Origin of the sequence: Paenibacillus sp. BK033, from assembly GCF_004345425.1 — a bacterium.
Taxonomy (GTDB): Bacteria; Bacillota; Bacilli; order Paenibacillales; family Paenibacillaceae; genus Pristimantibacillus.
On record NZ_SLVP01000006.1, the window covers coordinates 217,815 to 236,905 of the forward strand.

Consider the following 19,091-nt stretch of genomic DNA (forward strand, 5'->3'; position numbering starts at 1 on the left):
CATGAATATGGAAGAAGCGATCCGAACGAGACGTTCCATTGGGCGCGTCAAGCAAGATCCGGTTGATCGTAATTTAATTGAGAAGGTGCTCGACGCCGCAACCTGGGCGCCAAGCCACCATAACACGCAGCCTTGGAGATTTATCGTAATGACGGGCGACGGCCGCGCCAAGCTTGGCGAAGGTTATTCGCGCGTCGCGCTTGCAACGCTTGGGGCAGGGGAAAGCCCCGAGCTGGAAGAGCGTCTCCGCAAGGAGCGCGTCAAAGCATACCGCTCGCCGGTTGTTATTGCGGTCGTATGCTCGCCGTCGGCTGATCCGCGGGCAACGCTGGTGGAGGAAATTGCCGCTTCGCATACGGCGGTGCAGAATTTTCTGCTTGCCGCACACGCGAACGGGCTGGGTGCAATCTGGCGTTCCGGCGACCCGATGTACCATCCGCTTATGAACGATACGTTTGGTCTGGCTGAGAACGAGCAGATCGTAGCGCTCGTTTACATGGGTTATCCGGATATGACTCCGCCGGAACCAAAGCGTACGCCGGCATCGGAAAAAACAACCTGGCTTGAATCCTGATTTCCGGCTTATAGACAAAACAAGGCGCCCGCAAGGGCGCTTTTTTGTTGTCCAACGGGAAAAATAATGGCAGATATAAGGGGCCGGTTTTTTAGCTGCAAATACTTTATTTATAATTAATTTAGTGTTAAAATATTTAGAGTTGATAAATTAGCTTTGCAAAATTAATGGATTGGCCGGAAAGGAGTGAAGAAATGGCAAATGCCAGCGAGGAGTTGATTAATCTTATCGGCCAGTTCCGGTTGTTTCTGAAGAATGTCACAAACGAGTGGAGCAGGAAGACGATGGCCGGCATGAACCCAACGCAGTTCAAGCTGTTATACACGCTTCATTCATCCGGTCCTTTGAAAGTATCGGAGCTTGCCGATCTGCTTGGATTGACGTCCGGCGCCATTACGGGCATTGCCGACAAGCTGCTGGCGGAAGGTCTGATCAGCCGCGAACGAACAACGGATGACCGGAGAGTGGTGATCATCGCTTTAACTTCGGAGGGCGACAAGCTCGTCACCCAAGTGATGGAATGTCACGAAGAAATATTTTCTTCCTTTTTCAATGGCCTTCCGGAAGAAGATCTTCAGCATTTGAGAAGAATTTTCTCGAAGCTAACGGCCAATATGGATGAAGCCACGCCGGAAAAATAATTTTTGCATCGACAGATTGACTGATTCACAAAAAAGATATATAGTAGTAAATGCTTTGTTAATAATTTATTTAGTATTAAAATATTAAATGCTAATGAATTATCGGTTCAGGCAATCGGCGGGAAAGGGGAAGAGGCAATGACGAATGCCAATGAAGAGCTGATTGGCTTCATGGGACAGTTCAAGACGTTCCTGAAAAACGTAAACAACGAGTGGAGCCGGAAAACAATGACGGGCATGAACTACACCCAGTTCAAGCTGTTGTTTACCCTCCATACATCGGGCTCCCTCAAGGTTTCCGAACTTGCCGACATTCTCGGATTAACCTCCGGTGCCATTACGGGAATTGCCGATAAGCTGGTGGCGGAAGACTTAATCAGCCGCGAAAGGGCAAACGACGACCGCAGGGTCGTATACATTGAATTAACGGCTAAAGGCAGGGATATGGTTGACGACATTCTCGAATCGCAGAAAGAAACGTTTTCCTCCTTTTTCAATGTATTGCCGGAAGAAGATATTCAGCACCTGAGGAGAATTTTCGCCCAGCTGCTTGCGAATATGGATAATAAGTAGCATTTCAGCTTGAATCCACAAACATAGAAAAAGGAGAGAAGTACCCTATGAGTAATGCTGTAGCAGCATTAAAAAGAGGCCCGATCGTCGCATCGGTGCTAATCGCGGCCTTCGTGGCGCTTTTGAGCCAGACGCTCCTTAACGTTGCGCTTCCGAGTATCATGACGGACCTGAAGGTCAGCGCGAATACGGTACAATGGTTGTCCACCGGTTATTTGCTAGTCAATGGCGTCCTTATTCCAATTAGTGCTTATTTGATCAGCCGGTTTTCGACAAGGTCATTATTCGTAGTCGCAACAAGTTTATTTACGGCAGGCACCATCGTCAGCGCCTTGGCGCCGAACTTCGAAACCCTGCTTACAGGCCGTATTATTCAAGCGGCGGGCGCAGGTATTCTGATGCCGCTGATGTCCATCATCTTCCTGACGATTTTCCCGATTGAACAACGCGGCAAGGCCATGGGGATGATGGGGATCGCGATGATCTTCGCTCCGGCCGTTGGTCCAACGCTGTCCGGTTGGGTTGTTGAGCATTACGACTGGCGCGTTCTGTTCTACATCGTATTGCCGCTGTCGCTGTTTGGCTTGATTTACGGCGCGATTTCGATGAAGAACGTTACGCAGACCGCAAAATCCAAGCTGGATATTTTCGCCGTTATTCTGTCCACTCTGGGCTTTGGCGGCCTGCTGTACGGCTTTAGCGATGCGGGTACGGACGGCTGGAACAACGCAACGGTTTACACAAGCTTGATTATCGGCGTTGTTGCCCTGATTGGCTTTGTATGGTATCAGCTTGCCGTTAAGAAACCGATCCTTGAAATGCGCGTTTTCAAGTTCGGCATGTATTCCCTGACTACCGTCATCAACGTTATTATTACGATGGCCATGTTCTCGGGTATGATCCTGCTTCCGATTTATCTGCAAAATATTATGGGCTTTACGCCGCTTAAATCCGGTTTGCTCCTGTTGCCAGGCGCGATTCTGATGGGGATTATGTCGCCAATCACCGGTATGATCTTCGATAAGGTCGGCGCCCGCTGGCTTGCGGTTACCGGTCTTGTTATTACCGTCTATTCTTCTTACGAATTCAGTCAGCTGACGGATCATACGACTTACGGTTACCTGATTACGATGTACACCTTGCGTATGTTCGGTATGTCCATGCTGATGATGCCGATCCAAACGGCGGGCATGAACCAGCTGCCGCAGCGTCTGAACGCTCACGGCTCGGCCATGTCGCAAACGCTGCGTAACGTAGCCGGCGCTTTGGGTACGGCGTTCCTCGTGACGCTGATGACGAACAAAGCGGCTTCCGAAACGAAGCATGTGGTCGCAACGCAAGGCATTGATCCTAACGATAAAGCGGCAATGGCCCATGTGATTCAAGAAGCGACGATTACAGGTATCAACCACTCGTTCGTTGTAGCAACTTGGTTCGCCGTTGCGGCACTCCTGCTTGCCTTCTTCATCCGCAAAGTAAAACCGCATGAAGAACCGGCTACCGTAGTAAGCGCCTCTTCCGAAGGCCAAGCGAAAGCTCAGCTTGCCGCCACGCAATCGAAATAAGAAGTAAAAGCCGTGCAGGGATATCTGCACGGCTTTTTTTGATGAATCGCCTTGGTTAAACCCAAACGGAGCATTTCAATGATTCTGGAGAAACCGAGTGTTCGCTTTTGTTCGAGGATTCCATCTTGATTTCTTGATTCAAGGAATCCTCGAGCAATGGCGATCGGAAGAACATTTAAATGCGCAGTTTGCGTGTTTAACCTTACCTCCTCTTATTTCACCGGCTTATAAACATGAAAGTTATGCGCCAGCACCGGCCAGAAAGCCGGAAACGGGACATCCAGCACCCAGGTGCTCACCCCCCGCAGATGATAGCATTTGACCAGATCAAGCTTCGCCTGCACGCTCCTCGCATCCTCGAACCAGACCTGATGGTCGCGGCCATACTCATCCCTATACCCGTAATATGGCGATTCGGCGATTGGATCGTAGTGGATGAACGCGCCGTACCTGGCAGCCCTTCGCACCGCATTGACCGAGCTGACGGATATCGCCCAATCCTGACCCGGGATATAGGGGAGCGTCCAGTCATAGCCGTAAAGCGGCATCCCGAGCATGATCTTGCTGGACGGAATCAGCGATACCGCGTAGTTCAGCACTTTGGATACTTCATTCCTAGGAGCAACCGCCATGGGCGGCCCGCCGGCCCATCCCCATTCGTAAGTCATGAGGATGACGAAATCCAGAATCCGCCCTTGCTCAGCGTAATCCTGTCCTTCGAAGAGCTGTCCGTCCTGATCGGCTGAGCTAATCGGCGGCAGGGTGGAGGAAACTAGGCATCCCATAGCATGAAGAGAAACGGCAAGCCGCTCCAGGAACAGATGATACAGCTTGCGGTCGGCAGCGGGAACAAACGAAAAATCCACGTTAAGAGCCCAATACTTGTTCTTCCGCATGACGTAAAGGATCCCCTGGATTAGCCGCTCTTTCGAAGCTTCGTTCGTTAGAATAAAATGGACCAGGCTTGGGCTGAACGTATAGCCGTCAAAATTCGTAATCACCATCATGGGGGCGGCCCGCCCGCGGTAGGCCTCTTGAATAGCAGGCAAATCATTCAAGGCGCTTAATGAACCGTCCGGCCTGACCTGATAACTGAAGGGACTGAGGAAGGTCAGATGTCTGGCTGCGGCGGACGCGCTGGCGGTGATGCCGGCAGCGGAGACGGAGGGCTCGGCGTAGCCGTTCGCTTCGATCGTCATCTTCCGCGGATTCGGAATGCGGAGCCGCATGCCGGGAAGAATAAGGGCGGGATTAATGACATGGTTAACTCTGGCCAGCTCCTGCAGGGTAATGCCGTATTTTTGCGCGATCGTCCATAAGGTTTCTCCCGGAACGACCTGATGGCTGTCAGCCTCAATGGGGATAATGAGCGATTGTCCGGCTGCGAGAGGCTCGGCTGCCTGCAAGTCATTGGCGGCAAGGATAGTTTCCGGGGACAGGCTGTACAGCTGCGCCACATGCTGCACGGTGTCTCGCACTTTGACCGTATAGATCAGCATCGCCTCTCGCCTCCTTTAATGATTCGGATTCATCCTCTACTATTCTATTCGGCAGCTCCCCCAACTTAAAACCATGTCAAAATAATTGATAAAGGCAGGAATAGGAAAGGGAAATCCTATCAATTTAAGACAAAAACGAACTTTATTTGAATTCTTTTATTTTAATGTTCGTATTTTATACGCTTTTCATTGACAGACATAGGGGGATTGGATAAACTGAAATAGGTTAAGGCGGAACATTCGTCGAATGCTCCCTAAATAGGTTGAAAGATCTCGTATATCCTCGGGAAAAAGGCCCGAAAGTTTCTACCCGAAAACCTTTATTTTCGGACTACGAGCGTGATGGAACAAATAGACAGGTTGCCCTTGAGATAGGGCAGCCTTATGTTGTCTTTGCATTACTTGGAAATTCTTAAGGAGTTGAACGCAAAGACAATTGTTGCCATCTGCTCGGGTCCCGGCAGCATCCATAGAAAGTATGGTTGCGGCGCGGGATTTTTACGTTTAACGGGATATACACATTTTATAGATGAAGGAAGGTTTGAACGCATGTCTGCGAAAGTAGGCGTCATCATGGGCAGCAAGTCGGATTGGGATACAATGAAGCTTGCCTGCGACGTGTTAGAAGAGCTGCAAATTCCTTACGAGAAAAAAGTTGTTTCCGCTCACCGGACTCCGGATTTAATGTTCGAATACGCGGAGACGGCTGCAGAACGCGGTCTTAAAGTCATCATCGCGGGTGCCGGCGGTGCCGCGCATTTGCCGGGCATGGTTGCTGCGAAGACGATTCTGCCGGTAATCGGCGTGCCAGTCAAATCCTCGAATCTGAGCGGCCTTGATTCGCTCCTGTCGATCGTGCAAATGCCTGGCGGCATTCCGGTTGCGACAGTTGCGATCGGCAATGCCGGCGGTACAAACGCCGGACTGCTTGCCGCTCAAATGCTTGGTGCTTTTGATCCTGAAGTACAAGCCCGGGTGGAAGCGCGGCGCGAGCGGATCAAGCAGGAAGTGCTGGAAAGCAGTGAGACATTATGATGATGGAAGATAACAAACGGACGCTTCTGCCGGGCAGCACCATTGGCGTGCTGGGCGGCGGACAGCTTGGCCGGATGATGGCGCTCGCAGGCAGCGCGATGGGTTACCGCTTTGTAGCGCTTGACCCAACAGCCGATGCGCCTTGCGGACAGGTAGCGGATCAGATCGTCGCTGCATACAACGACCGCGAAGCGGCTCGCGAGCTGGCCCGCCGGTCGGATGTCATTACGTACGAGTTCGAGAATGTCGATGCCGATGTGGCGGCGATGCTAATGTCCGAATCGTACGTGCCGCAAGGAAGCGAGCTGCTCTATACGACGCAGCACCGGCTTCGCGAGAAGCGTGCGATTGAAGCGGCGGGCGTACGGGTTGCCCCGTACAGCGAAGTCCGGAGCAGCGAAGAACTTCGCGCTGCGGCCGAAAAGTTTGGTCTTCCATGCGTGCTGAAGACGGCGATGGGCGGTTATGACGGCAAAGGGCAATGGGTGATTCGGAGCTTCGACGAGATTGAAGAAGCTTACGAGACATTAAGCCGTGCCGGCGTAGAGCTTGTGCTGGAGCAATTCATCAAGTTTGACAAGGAATTATCCGTTATTGCGGCAAGAAGTCCTCAAGGCGAGATAAAAGCGTTCCCCGCTGCGGAAAATATTCATGTCGAGAATATTTTGCATCTGTCGATCGTTCCGGCCCGCATTGCGGAAAGCGTTCAGAAGGAAGCGGAGGAGCTGGCCGTCAAGATCGCGGAAGGGCTTGGCGTAGTTGGCTTGATTGCCGTAGAGCTGTTCCTGACGGCGGACGGCGAGCTGTTCGTTAACGAGCTGGCGCCGCGCCCGCATAACAGCGGCCACTATACGATGGAAGCTTGCCGGACTTCGCAGTTCGAACAGCATGTGCGCGCGGTGTGCAATCTGCCGCTGGGCGATACGGAGCTCCTGACGCCTGTGGTTATGGTGAATGTCCTCGGTCAGCATGTAGAGCCGCTGCTTGCGCGGATGGCGAAGCATGATGAAGCGGCAGCAAGATTAAACGTTGCTCCGAAGGTTCATCTGTATGGCAAGAAGGACGCCGTATTCAAACGGAAAATGGGTCATGTAAACGTGCTTGCCGGCCATGTGCAGCAGGCGCTTGATTGGATAGAAGAGACAACTATTTGGAAGGTGTGAACGGTACATGTTAGAGCGTTACAGCAGACCGGAAATGAGAGCGATTTGGACGGAGCAGAACAAATTCCAGGCATGGCTCGAGGTTGAGCTTTGCTCCTGCGAGGCTTGGGTTGAGCTTGGCGTTATTCCGAGAGAGGACGTAGAAGCGCTTCGCAAAGCGGCTACTTTCAATATCGACCGTATCTACGAAATCGAGCAGGAAACCCGCCATGACGTAATCGCGTTCACGCGCGCGGTATCCGAGACGGTTGGTCCGGAGCGCAAATGGGTTCACTACGGCTTGACTTCGACCGACGTAGTCGATACGGCGAACGGCTACCTGCTTCTTCAAGCCAACGCCATTCTGAAAAAAGACATCGAACGCTTTATCTCGATCCTTCGCGAGAAAGCGATCCAATACAAAGATACGCCTATGATGGGCCGTACGCATGGCGTTCACGCCGAGCCAACCACGTTTGGTCTGAAAATGGCGCTGTGGCATGAGGAAATGAAACGCAACCTGGAGCGCTTCGAGCATGCTGCTAACGGCGTTCAATTCGGTAAAATCTCCGGTGCCGTCGGTACTTACGCGAACATCGATCCATTCGTGGAAGAGTTTGTTTGCAAAAAGCTCGGCATCAGCCCGGCTCCGATCTCGACGCAAACGCTGCAGCGTGACCGTCACGCAGAATACATGGCGACGCTTGCTCTTGTTGCGACATCGCTTGATAAATTCGCTACGGAAATCCGCGCTTTGCAGAAGAGCGAATTCCGCGAAGTGGAAGAAGCCTTCGCGAAAGGCCAAAAAGGCTCGTCCGCAATGCCGCACAAACGCAATCCGATTGGCTGCGAGAACATCTCCGGTCTTTCCCGCGTCATCCGCGGCCACATGCTGACAGCTTACGAGAACGTACCGCTGTGGCATGAGCGCGATATCAGCCACTCGTCGGCGGAACGCGTTATTTTGCCGGATGCAACGATGCTTCTGAACTACATGCTGAACCGTTTGGGCAACATCATTCAGAACCTGACCGTGTTCCCTGAAAACATGAAGAAAAACATGCAGCGCACGTTTGGCGTTCCATTCTCCGGCCGCGTCATGACAAAGCTGATCGACAAAGGCCTCAGCCGCGAGCAAGCTTACGACACGGTTCAGCCGCGCGCGATGCAGGCGTGGGAAGAGCAGCGCCAATTCCGCGACATTATCGAATCGACACCGGAAATTACAAGCCTGCTGTCGGCGGAAGAGATTGAAGATGCTTTCAATCCGGCTTGGCACTTGAAGCATGTGAATACCATCTTTACGCGTCTTGGCTTGAACTAAAGGGCAAAGGGGATTCGAGGAAGAATGACTGCACAATCGCAAGCTTTATCCACGGCGGCGGACTACATCAAAGCTCCGCTGCTGTATAAAGGCAAGGTTCGCGAGCTTTACGATCTTGGGGAGCATTACCTGATCGTCGTGACGGACCGCATCTCGGCATTCGATTATGTGCTGGATCCGGCTGTCCCGCAAAAGGGCAACGTACTGAATCGCCTGTCGGCTTTCTGGTTCGAGCAAACCGCCGAAATTCAGACGAACCATGTCGTACACACGGACGTCCTGAAGCTTGGGGATATCGTTACGGCGCCCGAGCTTTTGAAGGACCGGATCATGGTAACGAAAAAAGCGGAGCGTATCGACATTGAATGCGTCGTTCGCGGCTATATCACCGGCGGCGGCTGGAGACAATACCAGCAAACGTCCGCGATCAACGGCATCCAGCTGCCGGAAGGCATGCGCAAGAACGAACGCTTTCCTCAGCCGATCTTTACGCCGGCAGCGAAAAACGACGTTGGCCACGACGAGGACATTCCGTTCGAACGGATGCAGGAGATGGTTGGCGCCAAGCTTGCGGAAGAGCTTCGCGAGCGCAGCATCAAGCTGTACGAATTCGCTCACGACTATTGCGCGAAGCGTGGCATTATCCTTGCGGATTGCAAATTCGAATTCGGACTGATCGACGGCAAAGTCATTCTGATCGACGAGATCTTCACCCCGGATTCCTCGCGTTTCTGGGCGGAGAGCAATTATGCTTACGATATCGAGATCGACAGCATGGACAAAGAACCGGTCCGTACTTACCTTCTTGGTTCCGACTGGGATCGGGACAGCAAACCGGCTCCTCTCCCCGAATCGGTCGTAAACGAAACAACAAATCGTTACCTCGACATTTATAGCCGTCTTACCGGCCACTCGCTCGTATAGATCGCAATTATATAGGTTTTAATTTTATCTTTTGTTCTTAGATCTTTTTTAGGTCTGGCGTTGAGCACGGTTAGTGCGCTAACGCCCCAGCTACGGCACACACGACTACCCGGGAGGGTGTTGCGAAAAACCGGCAGCCGGGAGTGAGGGAGCAAGGGTGTCTGTCGCAGAGCGACAGCGCTCGCCTTTGAAATCGGGAAAATAACCGCTAAGCGGTTCTGATCAAATTTTCCGGATTTCAACAGCGACGTAGACAGACACCCTTGCGACCGAACGACCCCGAGCTGCCGACCTAGAGGTTTTCACACCACCAAGACCGGAAAAACCATTTTCAGGAGGCCCTACTATGAAAGCAAAAGTCTACGTCACGATCAAAGAAAATGTACTCGACCCGCAAGGTCAAGCCGTTCAAGGCTCGCTGCACACGATGGGCTTCGCGGAAGTTGATAAAGTCCGCATCGGCAAATACCTGGAGCTTCAGCTCGACACAAGCGACCGCGCGGAAGCGGAAGCACGCGTGAAAGTCATGTGCGAAAAGCTGCTGGCAAACACGGTAGTCGAAGATTTCCGTTTTGAATTGGAGGGATAATCGATGAAGTTTGCGGTTCTCGTATTCCCCGGCTCCAACTGTGACATTGACTGCTTCAAAGCGGTAGAAGATACAATCGGCCAAGAGGTTGATTACGTATGGCATACGGCGACTGACCTTTCCGGTTATGACGCGATTCTTGTACCGGGCGGCTTCTCCTACGGCGACTACCTGCGCTGCGGCGCAATGGCCAGCTTTGCTCCGGTAATGAATGAAGTCGTAAAAGCCGCTGAGCAAGGCAAATTCATCCTTGGCATCTGCAACGGCTTCCAGATCCTGACCGAAGCGAACCTTCTGCCAGGCGCATTAATCCGCAACACGGGCCTTAAATTCCGTTGTCAGCAGCAGCTTCTTGAAGTGGTGAACAACGGCACGGCATTTACGAACCAATACTCGCAAGGCGAGATTATCGATATTCCGATTGCGCACGGCGAAGGCAACTACTATTGCGACGACGCGACGCTGGCTGAGCTGAAAGCGAACAATCAGATCGTATTCCGTTACGCGGGCGACACGAATCCGAACGGTTCGGTAGAGAACATTGCGGGCATCAGCAACAAGAAGGGCAATGTCGTGGGCATGATGCCTCACCCGGAGCGCGCGGTTGACCAAATCCTCGGCTCGGAAGACGGCAAACGGATGTTTACATCGATTTTGAATGCATGGAGGGAACAACATGGCGCAGCAATTAACGGCTAAGGAACCGACGCCTGAACAAATCGTCGAGCAAAAGATCTATCAACAATTCGGTGTATCGGATTACGAATTTGAGCTTATCTGCGGTTTTCTCGGCCGTACACCCAACTATACGGAAATCGGCGTATTCAGCGTTATGTGGTCCGAGCATTGCGCGTACAAGAACTCCAAGCCAATCCTGAAGAAATTCCCGATCACCGGCCCTCGCGTCCTGATGGGACCGGGCGAAGGCGCCGGCATCGTGGATATCGGCGACAACCAAGCGGTTGTATTCAAAATCGAATCGCATAACCATCCGTCCGCGGTTGAGCCTTACCAAGGCGCTGCAACGGGCGTAGGCGGCATTATCCGCGACATTTTCTCCATGGGCGCTCGTCCGGTAGCTCTGCTGAACTCGCTTCGTTTCGGCAAGCTGGAAAATGACCGCGTGAAATACCTGTTCGAGAACGTCGTAAGCGGCATCGCCGGCTACGGCAACTGTATCGGTATTCCTACCGTTGCGGGCGAAGTCATGTTCGACGAGAGCTACGAGGGTAACCCGCTCGTTAACGCGATGTGCGTAGGCCTTATCGATCATGACAAAATCCAGCGCGGCGTGGCAAAAGGCGTTGGCAACCCGGTATTCTACGTGGGTCCGGCAACGGGCCGCGACGGTATCCACGGCGCGACTTTCGCTTCCGTTGAGCTGTCCGAGGAATCCGAAGAAAAACGCACCGCGGTGCAAGTCGGCGATCCGTTCATGGAGAAGCTCGTGATGGAGTCGACGCTTGAGCTGATTAACTCCGGCATCGTACTCGGTATTCAAGATATGGGCGCAGCGGGCCTCACTTGCTCGAGCGCGGAGATGGCCTCCAAAGCCGGCAACGGCCTGGAGCTGTACCTGGATGAAGTTCCGCAGCGCGAAACTGGCATGACGCCTTACGAAATGATGCTGTCCGAATCGCAGGAGCGTATGCTCTTCGTAGTTGAGCCTCAGCATGAAGCGCAAGCGCAGGAAATTTTCGACCGTTGGGGCGTTATCTGTAAAAAGGTTGGTAAAGTAACGGACGACGGCCGTCTCCGCCTGTTCCACAAAGGCGAGCAAGTGGCCGACATGCCGGTTAAAGCGCTCGTTGACGAGTGCCCGGTATACAACAAGCCATCTTCCGAGCCTGCTTACTACCGTGAAAACGCGAGCGTTGATGCAGCTGCTTTCGAAGAAATTACGGACCTTACAGGTGCTCTTGAAAAAGTACTCGCTTCGCCGACTGTGGCAAGCAAAGAGTGGGTATATAACCAATATGACTACATGGTTCGTACGTCGACAGCCGTTCAACCGGGCTCCGACGCGGCAGTTGTTACGATTCGCGGCACACGCAAGGGTCTTGCGATGACGACGGACTGCAACGGACGTTACGTATATCTCGATCCTGAAGTTGGCGGCCAAATCGCGGTAGCGGAAGCTGCCCGCAACATCGTGTGCTCCGGCGCAGAACCGCTTGCGATTACGGATAACCTGAACTTCGGCAGCCCGGAGAAGCCGGAAGTATTCTGGCAAATCGAGAAAGCGGCAGACGGCATGTCCGAGGCTTGCCGCGTGCTTGATACGCCGGTCATCGGCGGTAACGTCAGCTTGTACAACGAGAACGCAAAAGGCGCGATCTACCCGACGCCGGTCATCGGCATGGTTGGTCTCGTGCATGATGTGGACCACATCACGACGCAAGGCTTCAAGAAAGAAGGCGACGTGATTATCCTCGTGGGCGAGACGAAAGCGGAGCTTGGCGGCAGCGAGCTGCTTTATGCTCTGAACGGCTCGGCAGCGGGACGTCCGCCGCAAATCGATCTGGCAACGGAGAAGAAGACGCTGAACGCTATTCTGACGGCGATTCAAGGCGGCCTTGTTGCTTCCGCGCATGACTTGTCCGAGGGTGGACTCGCCGTAGCTTTGGCGGAATCCGCAATCAGCGGCGGCGTTGGCGCGGAAGTTAACGTGGCAACGGATCTTCGTCCGGATCACCTGCTCTTCAGCGAATCGCAATCGCGTATCTTGCTCTCGGCAACGCCTGAGAAAGCAGCGGCATTGCAAGCGCATCTGAACGAGCAAGGCGTAGCAAATGCGGCAATCGGCACTGTCAAAGGCAGCAGCCTGACCATCAACGTAAACGGCAAATCCGGCGTAAACGCACCGGTACAACAACTGGAGAAGGTCTGGAAGGATGCGATTCCATGTCTGATGAAATAAAACAGCTGAAGCTGTGGACGGGAAATCATTACAACGAAGGCATTGGCCGTGACGATATGTTTGATAAATTGCGCGAGGAGTGCGGCGTGTTCGGGGTCTTTAACGTCCCGAACGCGTCCTCCCTCAGCTATTACGGCCTTCACGCCCTGCAGCACCGCGGCGAAGAGAGCGCGGGGATCTGCGCTGTGGATACGGAGAACGGCAGCCGTTTCGCCTACCACCGCGGCATGGGGCTTGTGAAGGAAGTATTCGATAAAGAGCGGATTGAGTCGCTTCCCGGCAGCCGCGCCATCGGCCACGTTCGTTATTCGACCGCGGGCGAGAGCAAGCTGGCGAATGCGCAGCCGCTTATTTTCCGTTACCGGGACGGCGATCTGGCCGTCGCAACAAACGGCAACATCGTAAACGCGCCGGAGATCCGCAAGGAGCTGGAGAGCCAGGGCTCAATCTTCCAGACGTCGAGCGATACGGAAGTCATTGCGCATTTGATCGCGCGCTCGCCGAAGAGCTTCGAGGAAGCGGCGAAGGATGCCTTGCAGCGCATTATCGGCGGCTTTGCATTCCTGATCATGACCAACGACAAGCTGCTTGTGGCTTCTGATCCGAACGGGCTCCGTCCGCTCGTGATGGGCCGCATCGGCGACGGTTATGTCTTCTCTTCCGAGTCCTGCGCTTTCGAATCGATTGGCGCAGAATATGTACGCGACGTTCAACCGGGCGAGCTGCTGTACCTTGATGCGGACGGCATGCGCGAGGACCGTTACGCGGAAGTGGAACGCCGGGCGACATGCGCAATGGAGTACATCTATTTTGCCCGTCCGGACAGCGATATTAATACGATCAACATCCATTCCGCGCGCAAGCGGATGGGTAAACAGCTTGCGATGGAGTCCTTCGTGGATGCCGATATCGTAACCGGCGTGCCGGATTCGAGTATTTCCGCCGCAATCGGTTATGCCGAGCAAACGGGTATTCCATACGAGCTTGGACTGATCAAGAACAAATACACGGGCCGTACCTTCATTCAGCCTTCTCAGGAGCTCCGCGAGCAAGGCGTTAAGATGAAGCTGTCCGCCGTGCGCAAGGTCGTGGAAGGCAAACGCGTCGTGATGATTGACGACTCGATCGTACGCGGAACGACATCCCGCCGGATCGTGAACATGCTTCGCGAAGCGGGCGCAACGGAAGTGCATGTGCGGATTACATCGCCGCCATTCAAGAACCCTTGCTACTACGGCATCGATACGCCGGACCGCAAGGAGCTGGTCGCTTCTTCGAGAACGGTGCAGGAAATGTGCGAAATGATCAATGCGGACTCTTTATCTTTCCTTAGTCAAGAAGGCTTTATCGATTCGGTAGGCGGCAATGACGGCGCGTACAACCGCGGCATGTGCCTCGCTTGCTTCGATAACGATTATCCAACGCCGGTAAACGAAGAGTCGGATAAGAGCTGCAGCTGTTAAAAGTATAAAAAGGGGTTGACTGGTGTGTCAGAAGCGTACAAAAAAGCCGGTGTCGATATTGCGGCCGGCAATGAAGCAGTCGAACGGATGAAGAAGCATGTGAAGAAAACGTTCCGCCCGGAGGTGCTGACGGATCTCGGCGGCTTTGGCGGCCTGTTCGGCCTTAACAAGGACAAATACGAGGAGCCCGTGCTCGTATCGGGAACGGACGGCGTTGGCACGAAGCTGAAGCTGGCGTTCATGATGGATAAGCATGATACGATTGGCGTTGACGCGGTTGCCATGTGCGTAAACGATATTATCGTGCAAGGCGCCGAGCCTCTCTTCTTCCTCGATTATCTGGCATGCGGTAAAGTCGTTCCGGAAAAAATCGAAGCGGTCGTTAAAGGCATCTCCGACGGCTGCGTGCAAGCAGGCTGCGCCTTAATCGGCGGCGAAACAGCCGAAATGCCCGGCATGTACCAAGGCGACGAGTACGATATTGCCGGCTTTACGGTTGGCGTAGTGGATAAAAAGAAAATTATCGACGGCACGACTATCGCTCCCGGCGACGTTGTTCTCGGATTCGCTTCGAGCGGCATCCACAGCAACGGCTACTCGCTGGTACGCCGTCTTCTTCTCGAAGAGTGCGGTTACGCGCTGGACCAGCGCCTGCCTGAGCTGAACGATGAGGTTCTTGGCGACGTATTGATCGAGCCAACCCGCATCTACGTGAAATCGGCACTCAAACTTATCGAGCAAGTAAACGTAAAAGGCATGGCGCATATTACGGGCGGCGGCTTTATCGAAAATATCCCGCGCGTTCTTCCGGAAGGCGTAAACGTGAATATCGAATACGGCTCATGGCCGATTCTGCCTGTGTTCCAGCTGATGCAGGACAAAGGCGCGATCACAAACCGCGACATGTTCACAACCTTTAATATGGGCATCGGGTTAGTCGTAGTGGTTCCAGCAGACCAAGCGGACAAGGCTCTTCAAGTGGCAGCCGGGCTTGGCGAAAAAGCATACCGAATCGGAACCGTAACGGAAGGCAGCCGCGAAGTTACGTTCACGGGAGCGGACGTTTAATGGGAACACTCCGAATAGCCGTCTTCGCGTCAGGGCAAGGAACGAACTTCCAAGCCTTGGCCGATGCGGTGCGGCAAGGAGGGCTCGATGCAACCATCGAGCTTCTTGTTTGTGATAAGCCTGCTGCTCCAGTTGTGGAGCGGGCTCGCAAGGCCGGGATTGATACCTTTGTGTTCGTTCCCAAGGAGTATCCGTCACGCCAGGCTTACGAGACGGAAATTCTCGCGGAGCTTCAGCGCCGCGGCATTGAACTGGTTGTGCTTGCGGGTTATATGCGCATTATTACTTCCGTGCTGGTAGAGCCGTATTACGGCCGCATGATCAATATCCATCCGGCTTTGCTGCCTGCTTTCCCAGGCGTAAACGGGATCGGGCAAGCGCTGGAATACGGCGTGAAGGTGACGGGCGTTACCGTTCATTACGTGGACGGGGGCATGGACAGCGGACCGATTATTGCGCAAAGCGCGGTTGAAGTGCAAGACGGCGACACGGTGGACACGCTTGGCCAGCGGATTCATGAAGCCGAGCAGCAGCTGCTGCCGCAGGTCGTGCAGTGGATAGCAGAAGGCCGCGTGGCTCTTGAAGAGCGCATCGTAACGGTGAAAGCTTAGCTTTTTATTATAAGGACCTATTTTGAGGAGGCAATTTGGCGTGGCAATTCGTAGAGCGTTAATTAGTGTATCGGACAAGACTGGCATTGTGGAATTTTCTCGTGAGCTGGCAGCTCAAGGCGTGCAAATCATCTCGACGGGCGGTACGTTTAACCTGCTTGAGAAGGAAGGCATTCCGGTTATCGGCATTTCCGACGTAACGGGCTTCCCTGAAATCCTCGACGGCCGCGTTAAAACGCTTCACCCTGCGGTTCATAGCGGACTTCTGGCGATTCGCGACAATGAAGAGCATCAAAAGGTTATGCAGGAGCTTGGCCTGGATTACATCGACCTCGTGGTTGTAAACCTGTATCCGTTCAAGCAAACGATCGCCAACCCTAACGTGGAATATGAGGACGCAATCGAGAACATCGATATCGGCGGTCCTACCATGCTCCGTTCGGCTGCGAAAAACCATGCGTTCGTTACCGTTGTTGTAGATGCTAACGATTATGCGGGCGTCATCGAAGAGATCAAAGCCGGCGGCGACACCACGCTTGAAACACGCAAGCGCCTGACGGCAAAAGTATTCCGCCACACGGCTGCCTACGATGCGCTGATCGCGGACTACCTGACCAAGCAAGTTGGCGAAGAGCTGCCTGAGTCTTACACGGTTACTTACGAGAAAGTGCAGGATCTGCGTTACGGCGAGAATCCGCATCAGAAAGCGGCGTTCTACAGCAAACCGCTTGCTCCTGTCGGCAACATCACAACGGCTGAGCAGCTGCACGGCAAAGAATTGTCCTACAACAACATTAACGACGCGAACGCGGCGCTTGCGATCGTTAAGGAATTCGACGAGCCGGCCTGCGTAGCCGTGAAGCATATGAATCCATGCGGCGTTGGCATCGGCGCTGACATTCACGAAGCCTATCAAAAGGCATACGCGGCCGATCCTACTTCGATCTTTGGCGGCATCGTTGCGGCGAACCGTACAATCGGCGTAGAGACAGCTGAACTGTTGAGCCAAATCTTCCTCGAAATCATTATTGCTCCTGACTTCACGCCCGAAGCGCTGGAAGTGCTGACGAAGAAGAAAAATATCCGTCTTCTGAAGCTGGGCGAGCTGGCGGGTTCCGCGGCTGAACGCAAATCCGACTGGCTGTCGACAACGGTTGACGGCGGCTTGCTTGTTCAAGAAAGCGACGTTCGCAGCTTGACTGAAAGCGACCTGCAGTTCGTAACGAACCGCAAGCCAACGGAAGAAGAACTGAAGCAGCTGCTCTTCGGATGGAAAGTTGTGAAGCATGTGAAATCGAACGCGATTTTGCTGGCGAAAAACAACATGACCATCGGCGTAGGCGCCGGCCAAATGAACCGCGTTGGCGCAGCTCGCATTGCCATCGAGCAAGCGGGCGAGCAAGCCGCAGGAGCGGTGCTTGCTTCCGATGCATTCTTCCCGATGGGCGACACGGTTGAGCTGGCCGCAAAACACGGCATCACCGCGATTATCCAAACAGGCGGTTCAATCAAGGACGAAGAGTCGATCGCTGCGGCAAATGCGCATAACATTGCGATGGTCATGACAGGCGTTCGCCACTTCAAACACTAAGATTAATAACAGCGGAGCATCTTGCCGCGTCTCTTCCGGGGCGGCAGGATCGCTTCGCTTTTGGCCATCATTTGATCCATTAACCAGGGGGTAAATAAGAGCGATGAGAATTTTAGTTGTTGGCGGCGGCGGACGCGAGCATGCGATTGTCTGGGCGCTGAAGAAAAGCGAGAAGGTCAAAGAGGTATTTTGTGCGCCTGGTAACGCAGGCATCGCGCAAATCGCCGATTGCGTTGCGATCGCGGTTGACCAATTCGACGAGCTTGTGAAATTTGCGAAGGACGCGGCGATTGACCTCGTCTTTATCGGTCCGGACGATCCGCTTGCGGCAGGCATCGTGGATGCGTTCGAAGCGCACAACATTCCGGTGTACGGCCCGAACAAAGCGGCGGCCGAAATCGAAGGCAGCAAGATCTTCATGAAGGATTTGCTCCGCAAGTACAATATTCCTACAGCGAAGTATGAGACCTTCACGGACTATGAGTCGGCCCTGACTTACTTGCGCGAGCAATCCGTTCCGATCGTCATCAAGGCGGACGGGCTTGCGGCAGGTAAAGGCGTAACCGTTGCTTACTCCATGGAGGAAGCGGAGAAAGCGCTGAAGGAAGCGATGGTCGACAAGGTGTTTGGCGAAGCCGGCAACCAAATCGTTATCGAGGAATTCCTGGAAGGCCAAGAGATGTCGATCCTTGCTTTCGTTGACGGAGAGACGGTAAAAGCGATGGTGCCGGCGCAAGATCATAAGCCGGTATTCGACAACGACAAAGGCCCGAACACGGGCGGCATGGGAACTTACACGCCGCTGCCGCATATCGACCAGGCTATTATCGAAGAATCGATCGAGAACATCATTAAGCCAACCGCAAAAGCGATGGTGAGCGAAGGACGTCCGTTCCGCGGCGTATTGTTCGCAGGTCTGATGATTACGAAGGACGGTCCCAAAACAATCGAATTCAACGCGCGCATGGGCGACCCGGAAACCCAAGTCGTTCTGCCGCGCTTGAAGACCGAGCTGGTTGACGTTGTTCTCGCTTCCTTGAACGGGCGCCTTGACCAGCTGGAGCTGGAATGGAGCGACGAAGCAGCGGTATGCGTTATCGTGGCATCGGAAGGTTATCCGGCTTCGTATCCGAAAGGCCGCGAGATTACCGGCCTTGATGCGGCTGAAGCGCAAGGCGCTCTCGTATTCCATGCGGGAACGGCGGAGAAAGACGGCAAGATCGTAACGAGCGGCGGACGCGTCCTGGGCGTCGTAGGCCGCGGCCGCGACATTGCGGAAGCGCGCGCCCGCGCTTACGAAGCGGTTAGCGTTATTCATTTCGACGGCATGCACAGCCGTACCGATATTGCAGCAAAGGCGCTGAAGGGCTAAGCTCAATTCAATTCGAACGTCTATAATTTTTTTCTTATAAACCTGGCTTGGAGTTTCCGGAGTGAAACGCACGCCACCGCCTAAGGACGGCGATAGCCGTTTCGCCTTGGCCGGACAAACAAAAGAAAGCGGTCATCAGGCATTTGCCTGAATGACCGCTTTTTTTCGTTTGGGAGCGAATAAATAGAGACTACTCCTTG

At 53.7% G+C, this 19,091-nt stretch carries 17 protein-coding genes and 1 riboswitch; of the genes, 16 read left to right on the forward strand and 1 reads right to left on the reverse strand.

Annotation, left to right across the window (positions count from 1 at the left end):
• Position 1: 1 nt before the first annotated feature.
• The 4 genes from EV294_RS20490 to EV294_RS20505 all read left to right on the forward strand — a co-directional run bounded on the left by EV294_RS20490 (position 2) and on the right by EV294_RS20505 (position 3,353).
• A complete protein-coding gene (locus EV294_RS20490) occupies positions 2-574 on the forward strand; it encodes a nitroreductase family protein (protein ID WP_132310146.1) in 573 nt (190 codons plus the stop codon).
• A gap of 194 nt (positions 575-768) precedes the next feature.
• The gene (locus EV294_RS20495) at positions 769-1,215 is read left to right on the forward strand and encodes a MarR family winged helix-turn-helix transcriptional regulator (protein ID WP_132310148.1); all 447 of its coding nucleotides are present in this window, start codon (positions 769-771) and stop codon (positions 1,213-1,215) included.
• Between the two features lie 138 nt (positions 1,216-1,353).
• The gene (locus EV294_RS20500; protein ID WP_132310150.1) at positions 1,354-1,788 is read left to right on the forward strand and encodes a MarR family winged helix-turn-helix transcriptional regulator; all 435 of its coding nucleotides are present in this window, start codon (positions 1,354-1,356) and stop codon (positions 1,786-1,788) included.
• A gap of 47 nt (positions 1,789-1,835) precedes the next feature.
• The gene (locus tag EV294_RS20505) at positions 1,836-3,353 is read left to right on the forward strand and encodes a DHA2 family efflux MFS transporter permease subunit (protein ID WP_132310152.1); all 1,518 of its coding nucleotides are present in this window, start codon (positions 1,836-1,838) and stop codon (positions 3,351-3,353) included.
• Positions 3,354-3,565: 212 nt separating this feature from the next.
• Here the strand turns inward: EV294_RS20505 and EV294_RS20510 are convergent, their stop codons facing one another.
• Positions 3,566-4,852, reverse strand: a complete 1,287-nt coding sequence (locus tag EV294_RS20510) for a LysM peptidoglycan-binding domain-containing protein (RefSeq protein ID WP_132310154.1) — start codon at positions 4,850-4,852, stop codon at positions 3,566-3,568.
• A 253-nt stretch (positions 4,853-5,105) separates the two neighbouring features.
• A riboswitch (purine riboswitch) is annotated at positions 5,106-5,206 on the forward strand.
• Positions 5,207-5,401: 195 nt separating this feature from the next.
• Between EV294_RS20510 and purE the strand changes: the two genes are divergently transcribed.
• From purE to purD, 12 genes are all read left to right on the forward strand, one after another.
• Positions 5,402-5,887 (forward strand): 5-(carboxyamino)imidazole ribonucleotide mutase, encoded by a 486-nt coding sequence (gene purE / locus EV294_RS20515; protein ID WP_015842486.1) that lies wholly within the window; start codon positions 5,402-5,404, stop codon positions 5,885-5,887.
• Positions 5,884-7,050 carry a 5-(carboxyamino)imidazole ribonucleotide synthase gene (gene purK, locus EV294_RS20520; RefSeq protein WP_132310156.1) on the forward strand — a complete coding sequence of 389 codons (1,167 nt, stop codon included), beginning with the start codon at positions 5,884-5,886 and terminating at the stop codon, positions 7,048-7,050. The genes purE and purK overlap by 4 nt, the downstream gene beginning before the upstream one ends.
• Positions 7,051-7,057: 7 nt before the next feature.
• A complete protein-coding gene (gene purB / locus EV294_RS20525; RefSeq protein WP_132310158.1) occupies positions 7,058-8,353 on the forward strand; it encodes an adenylosuccinate lyase in 1,296 nt (431 codons plus the stop codon).
• 24 nt (positions 8,354-8,377) lie between these two features.
• Positions 8,378-9,277 (forward strand): phosphoribosylaminoimidazolesuccinocarboxamide synthase, encoded by a 900-nt coding sequence (locus tag EV294_RS20530; protein WP_132310160.1) that lies wholly within the window; start codon positions 8,378-8,380, stop codon positions 9,275-9,277.
• A gap of 346 nt (positions 9,278-9,623) precedes the next feature.
• A complete protein-coding gene (gene purS, locus EV294_RS20535; RefSeq protein ID WP_132310162.1) occupies positions 9,624-9,866 on the forward strand; it encodes a phosphoribosylformylglycinamidine synthase subunit PurS in 243 nt (80 codons plus the stop codon).
• 3 nt (positions 9,867-9,869) lie between these two features.
• The gene (purQ, locus tag EV294_RS20540) at positions 9,870-10,565 is read left to right on the forward strand and encodes a phosphoribosylformylglycinamidine synthase subunit PurQ (RefSeq protein WP_116394138.1); all 696 of its coding nucleotides are present in this window, start codon (positions 9,870-9,872) and stop codon (positions 10,563-10,565) included.
• A complete protein-coding gene (gene purL, locus EV294_RS20545) occupies positions 10,543-12,786 on the forward strand; it encodes a phosphoribosylformylglycinamidine synthase subunit PurL (RefSeq protein WP_132310164.1) in 2,244 nt (747 codons plus the stop codon). Before purQ ends, purL begins: the two co-directional genes overlap by 23 nt.
• On the forward strand, positions 12,771-14,249 hold the full coding sequence (gene purF, locus EV294_RS20550; protein ID WP_132310166.1) for an amidophosphoribosyltransferase: 1,479 nt from the start codon (positions 12,771-12,773) through the stop codon (positions 14,247-14,249). Before purL ends, purF begins: the two co-directional genes overlap by 16 nt.
• Positions 14,250-14,273: 24 nt before the next feature.
• Positions 14,274-15,317, forward strand: coding sequence for a phosphoribosylformylglycinamidine cyclo-ligase (gene purM / locus EV294_RS20555; RefSeq protein ID WP_132310168.1), 1,044 nt, complete (start codon positions 14,274-14,276; stop codon positions 15,315-15,317).
• A complete protein-coding gene (purN, locus tag EV294_RS20560) occupies positions 15,317-15,928 on the forward strand; it encodes a phosphoribosylglycinamide formyltransferase (protein WP_132310170.1) in 612 nt (203 codons plus the stop codon). The genes purM and purN overlap by 1 nt, the downstream gene beginning before the upstream one ends.
• 40 nt (positions 15,929-15,968) lie before the next feature.
• Positions 15,969-17,519, forward strand: coding sequence for a bifunctional phosphoribosylaminoimidazolecarboxamide formyltransferase/IMP cyclohydrolase (purH, locus tag EV294_RS20565; RefSeq protein WP_132310172.1), 1,551 nt, complete (start codon positions 15,969-15,971; stop codon positions 17,517-17,519).
• A 103-nt stretch (positions 17,520-17,622) separates the two neighbouring features.
• Positions 17,623-18,891: a phosphoribosylamine--glycine ligase gene (gene purD, locus EV294_RS20570; RefSeq protein WP_132310174.1), complete on the forward strand. Its 1,269-nt coding sequence runs from the start codon at positions 17,623-17,625 to the stop codon at positions 18,889-18,891.
• Positions 18,892-19,091 lie beyond the last annotated feature (200 nt).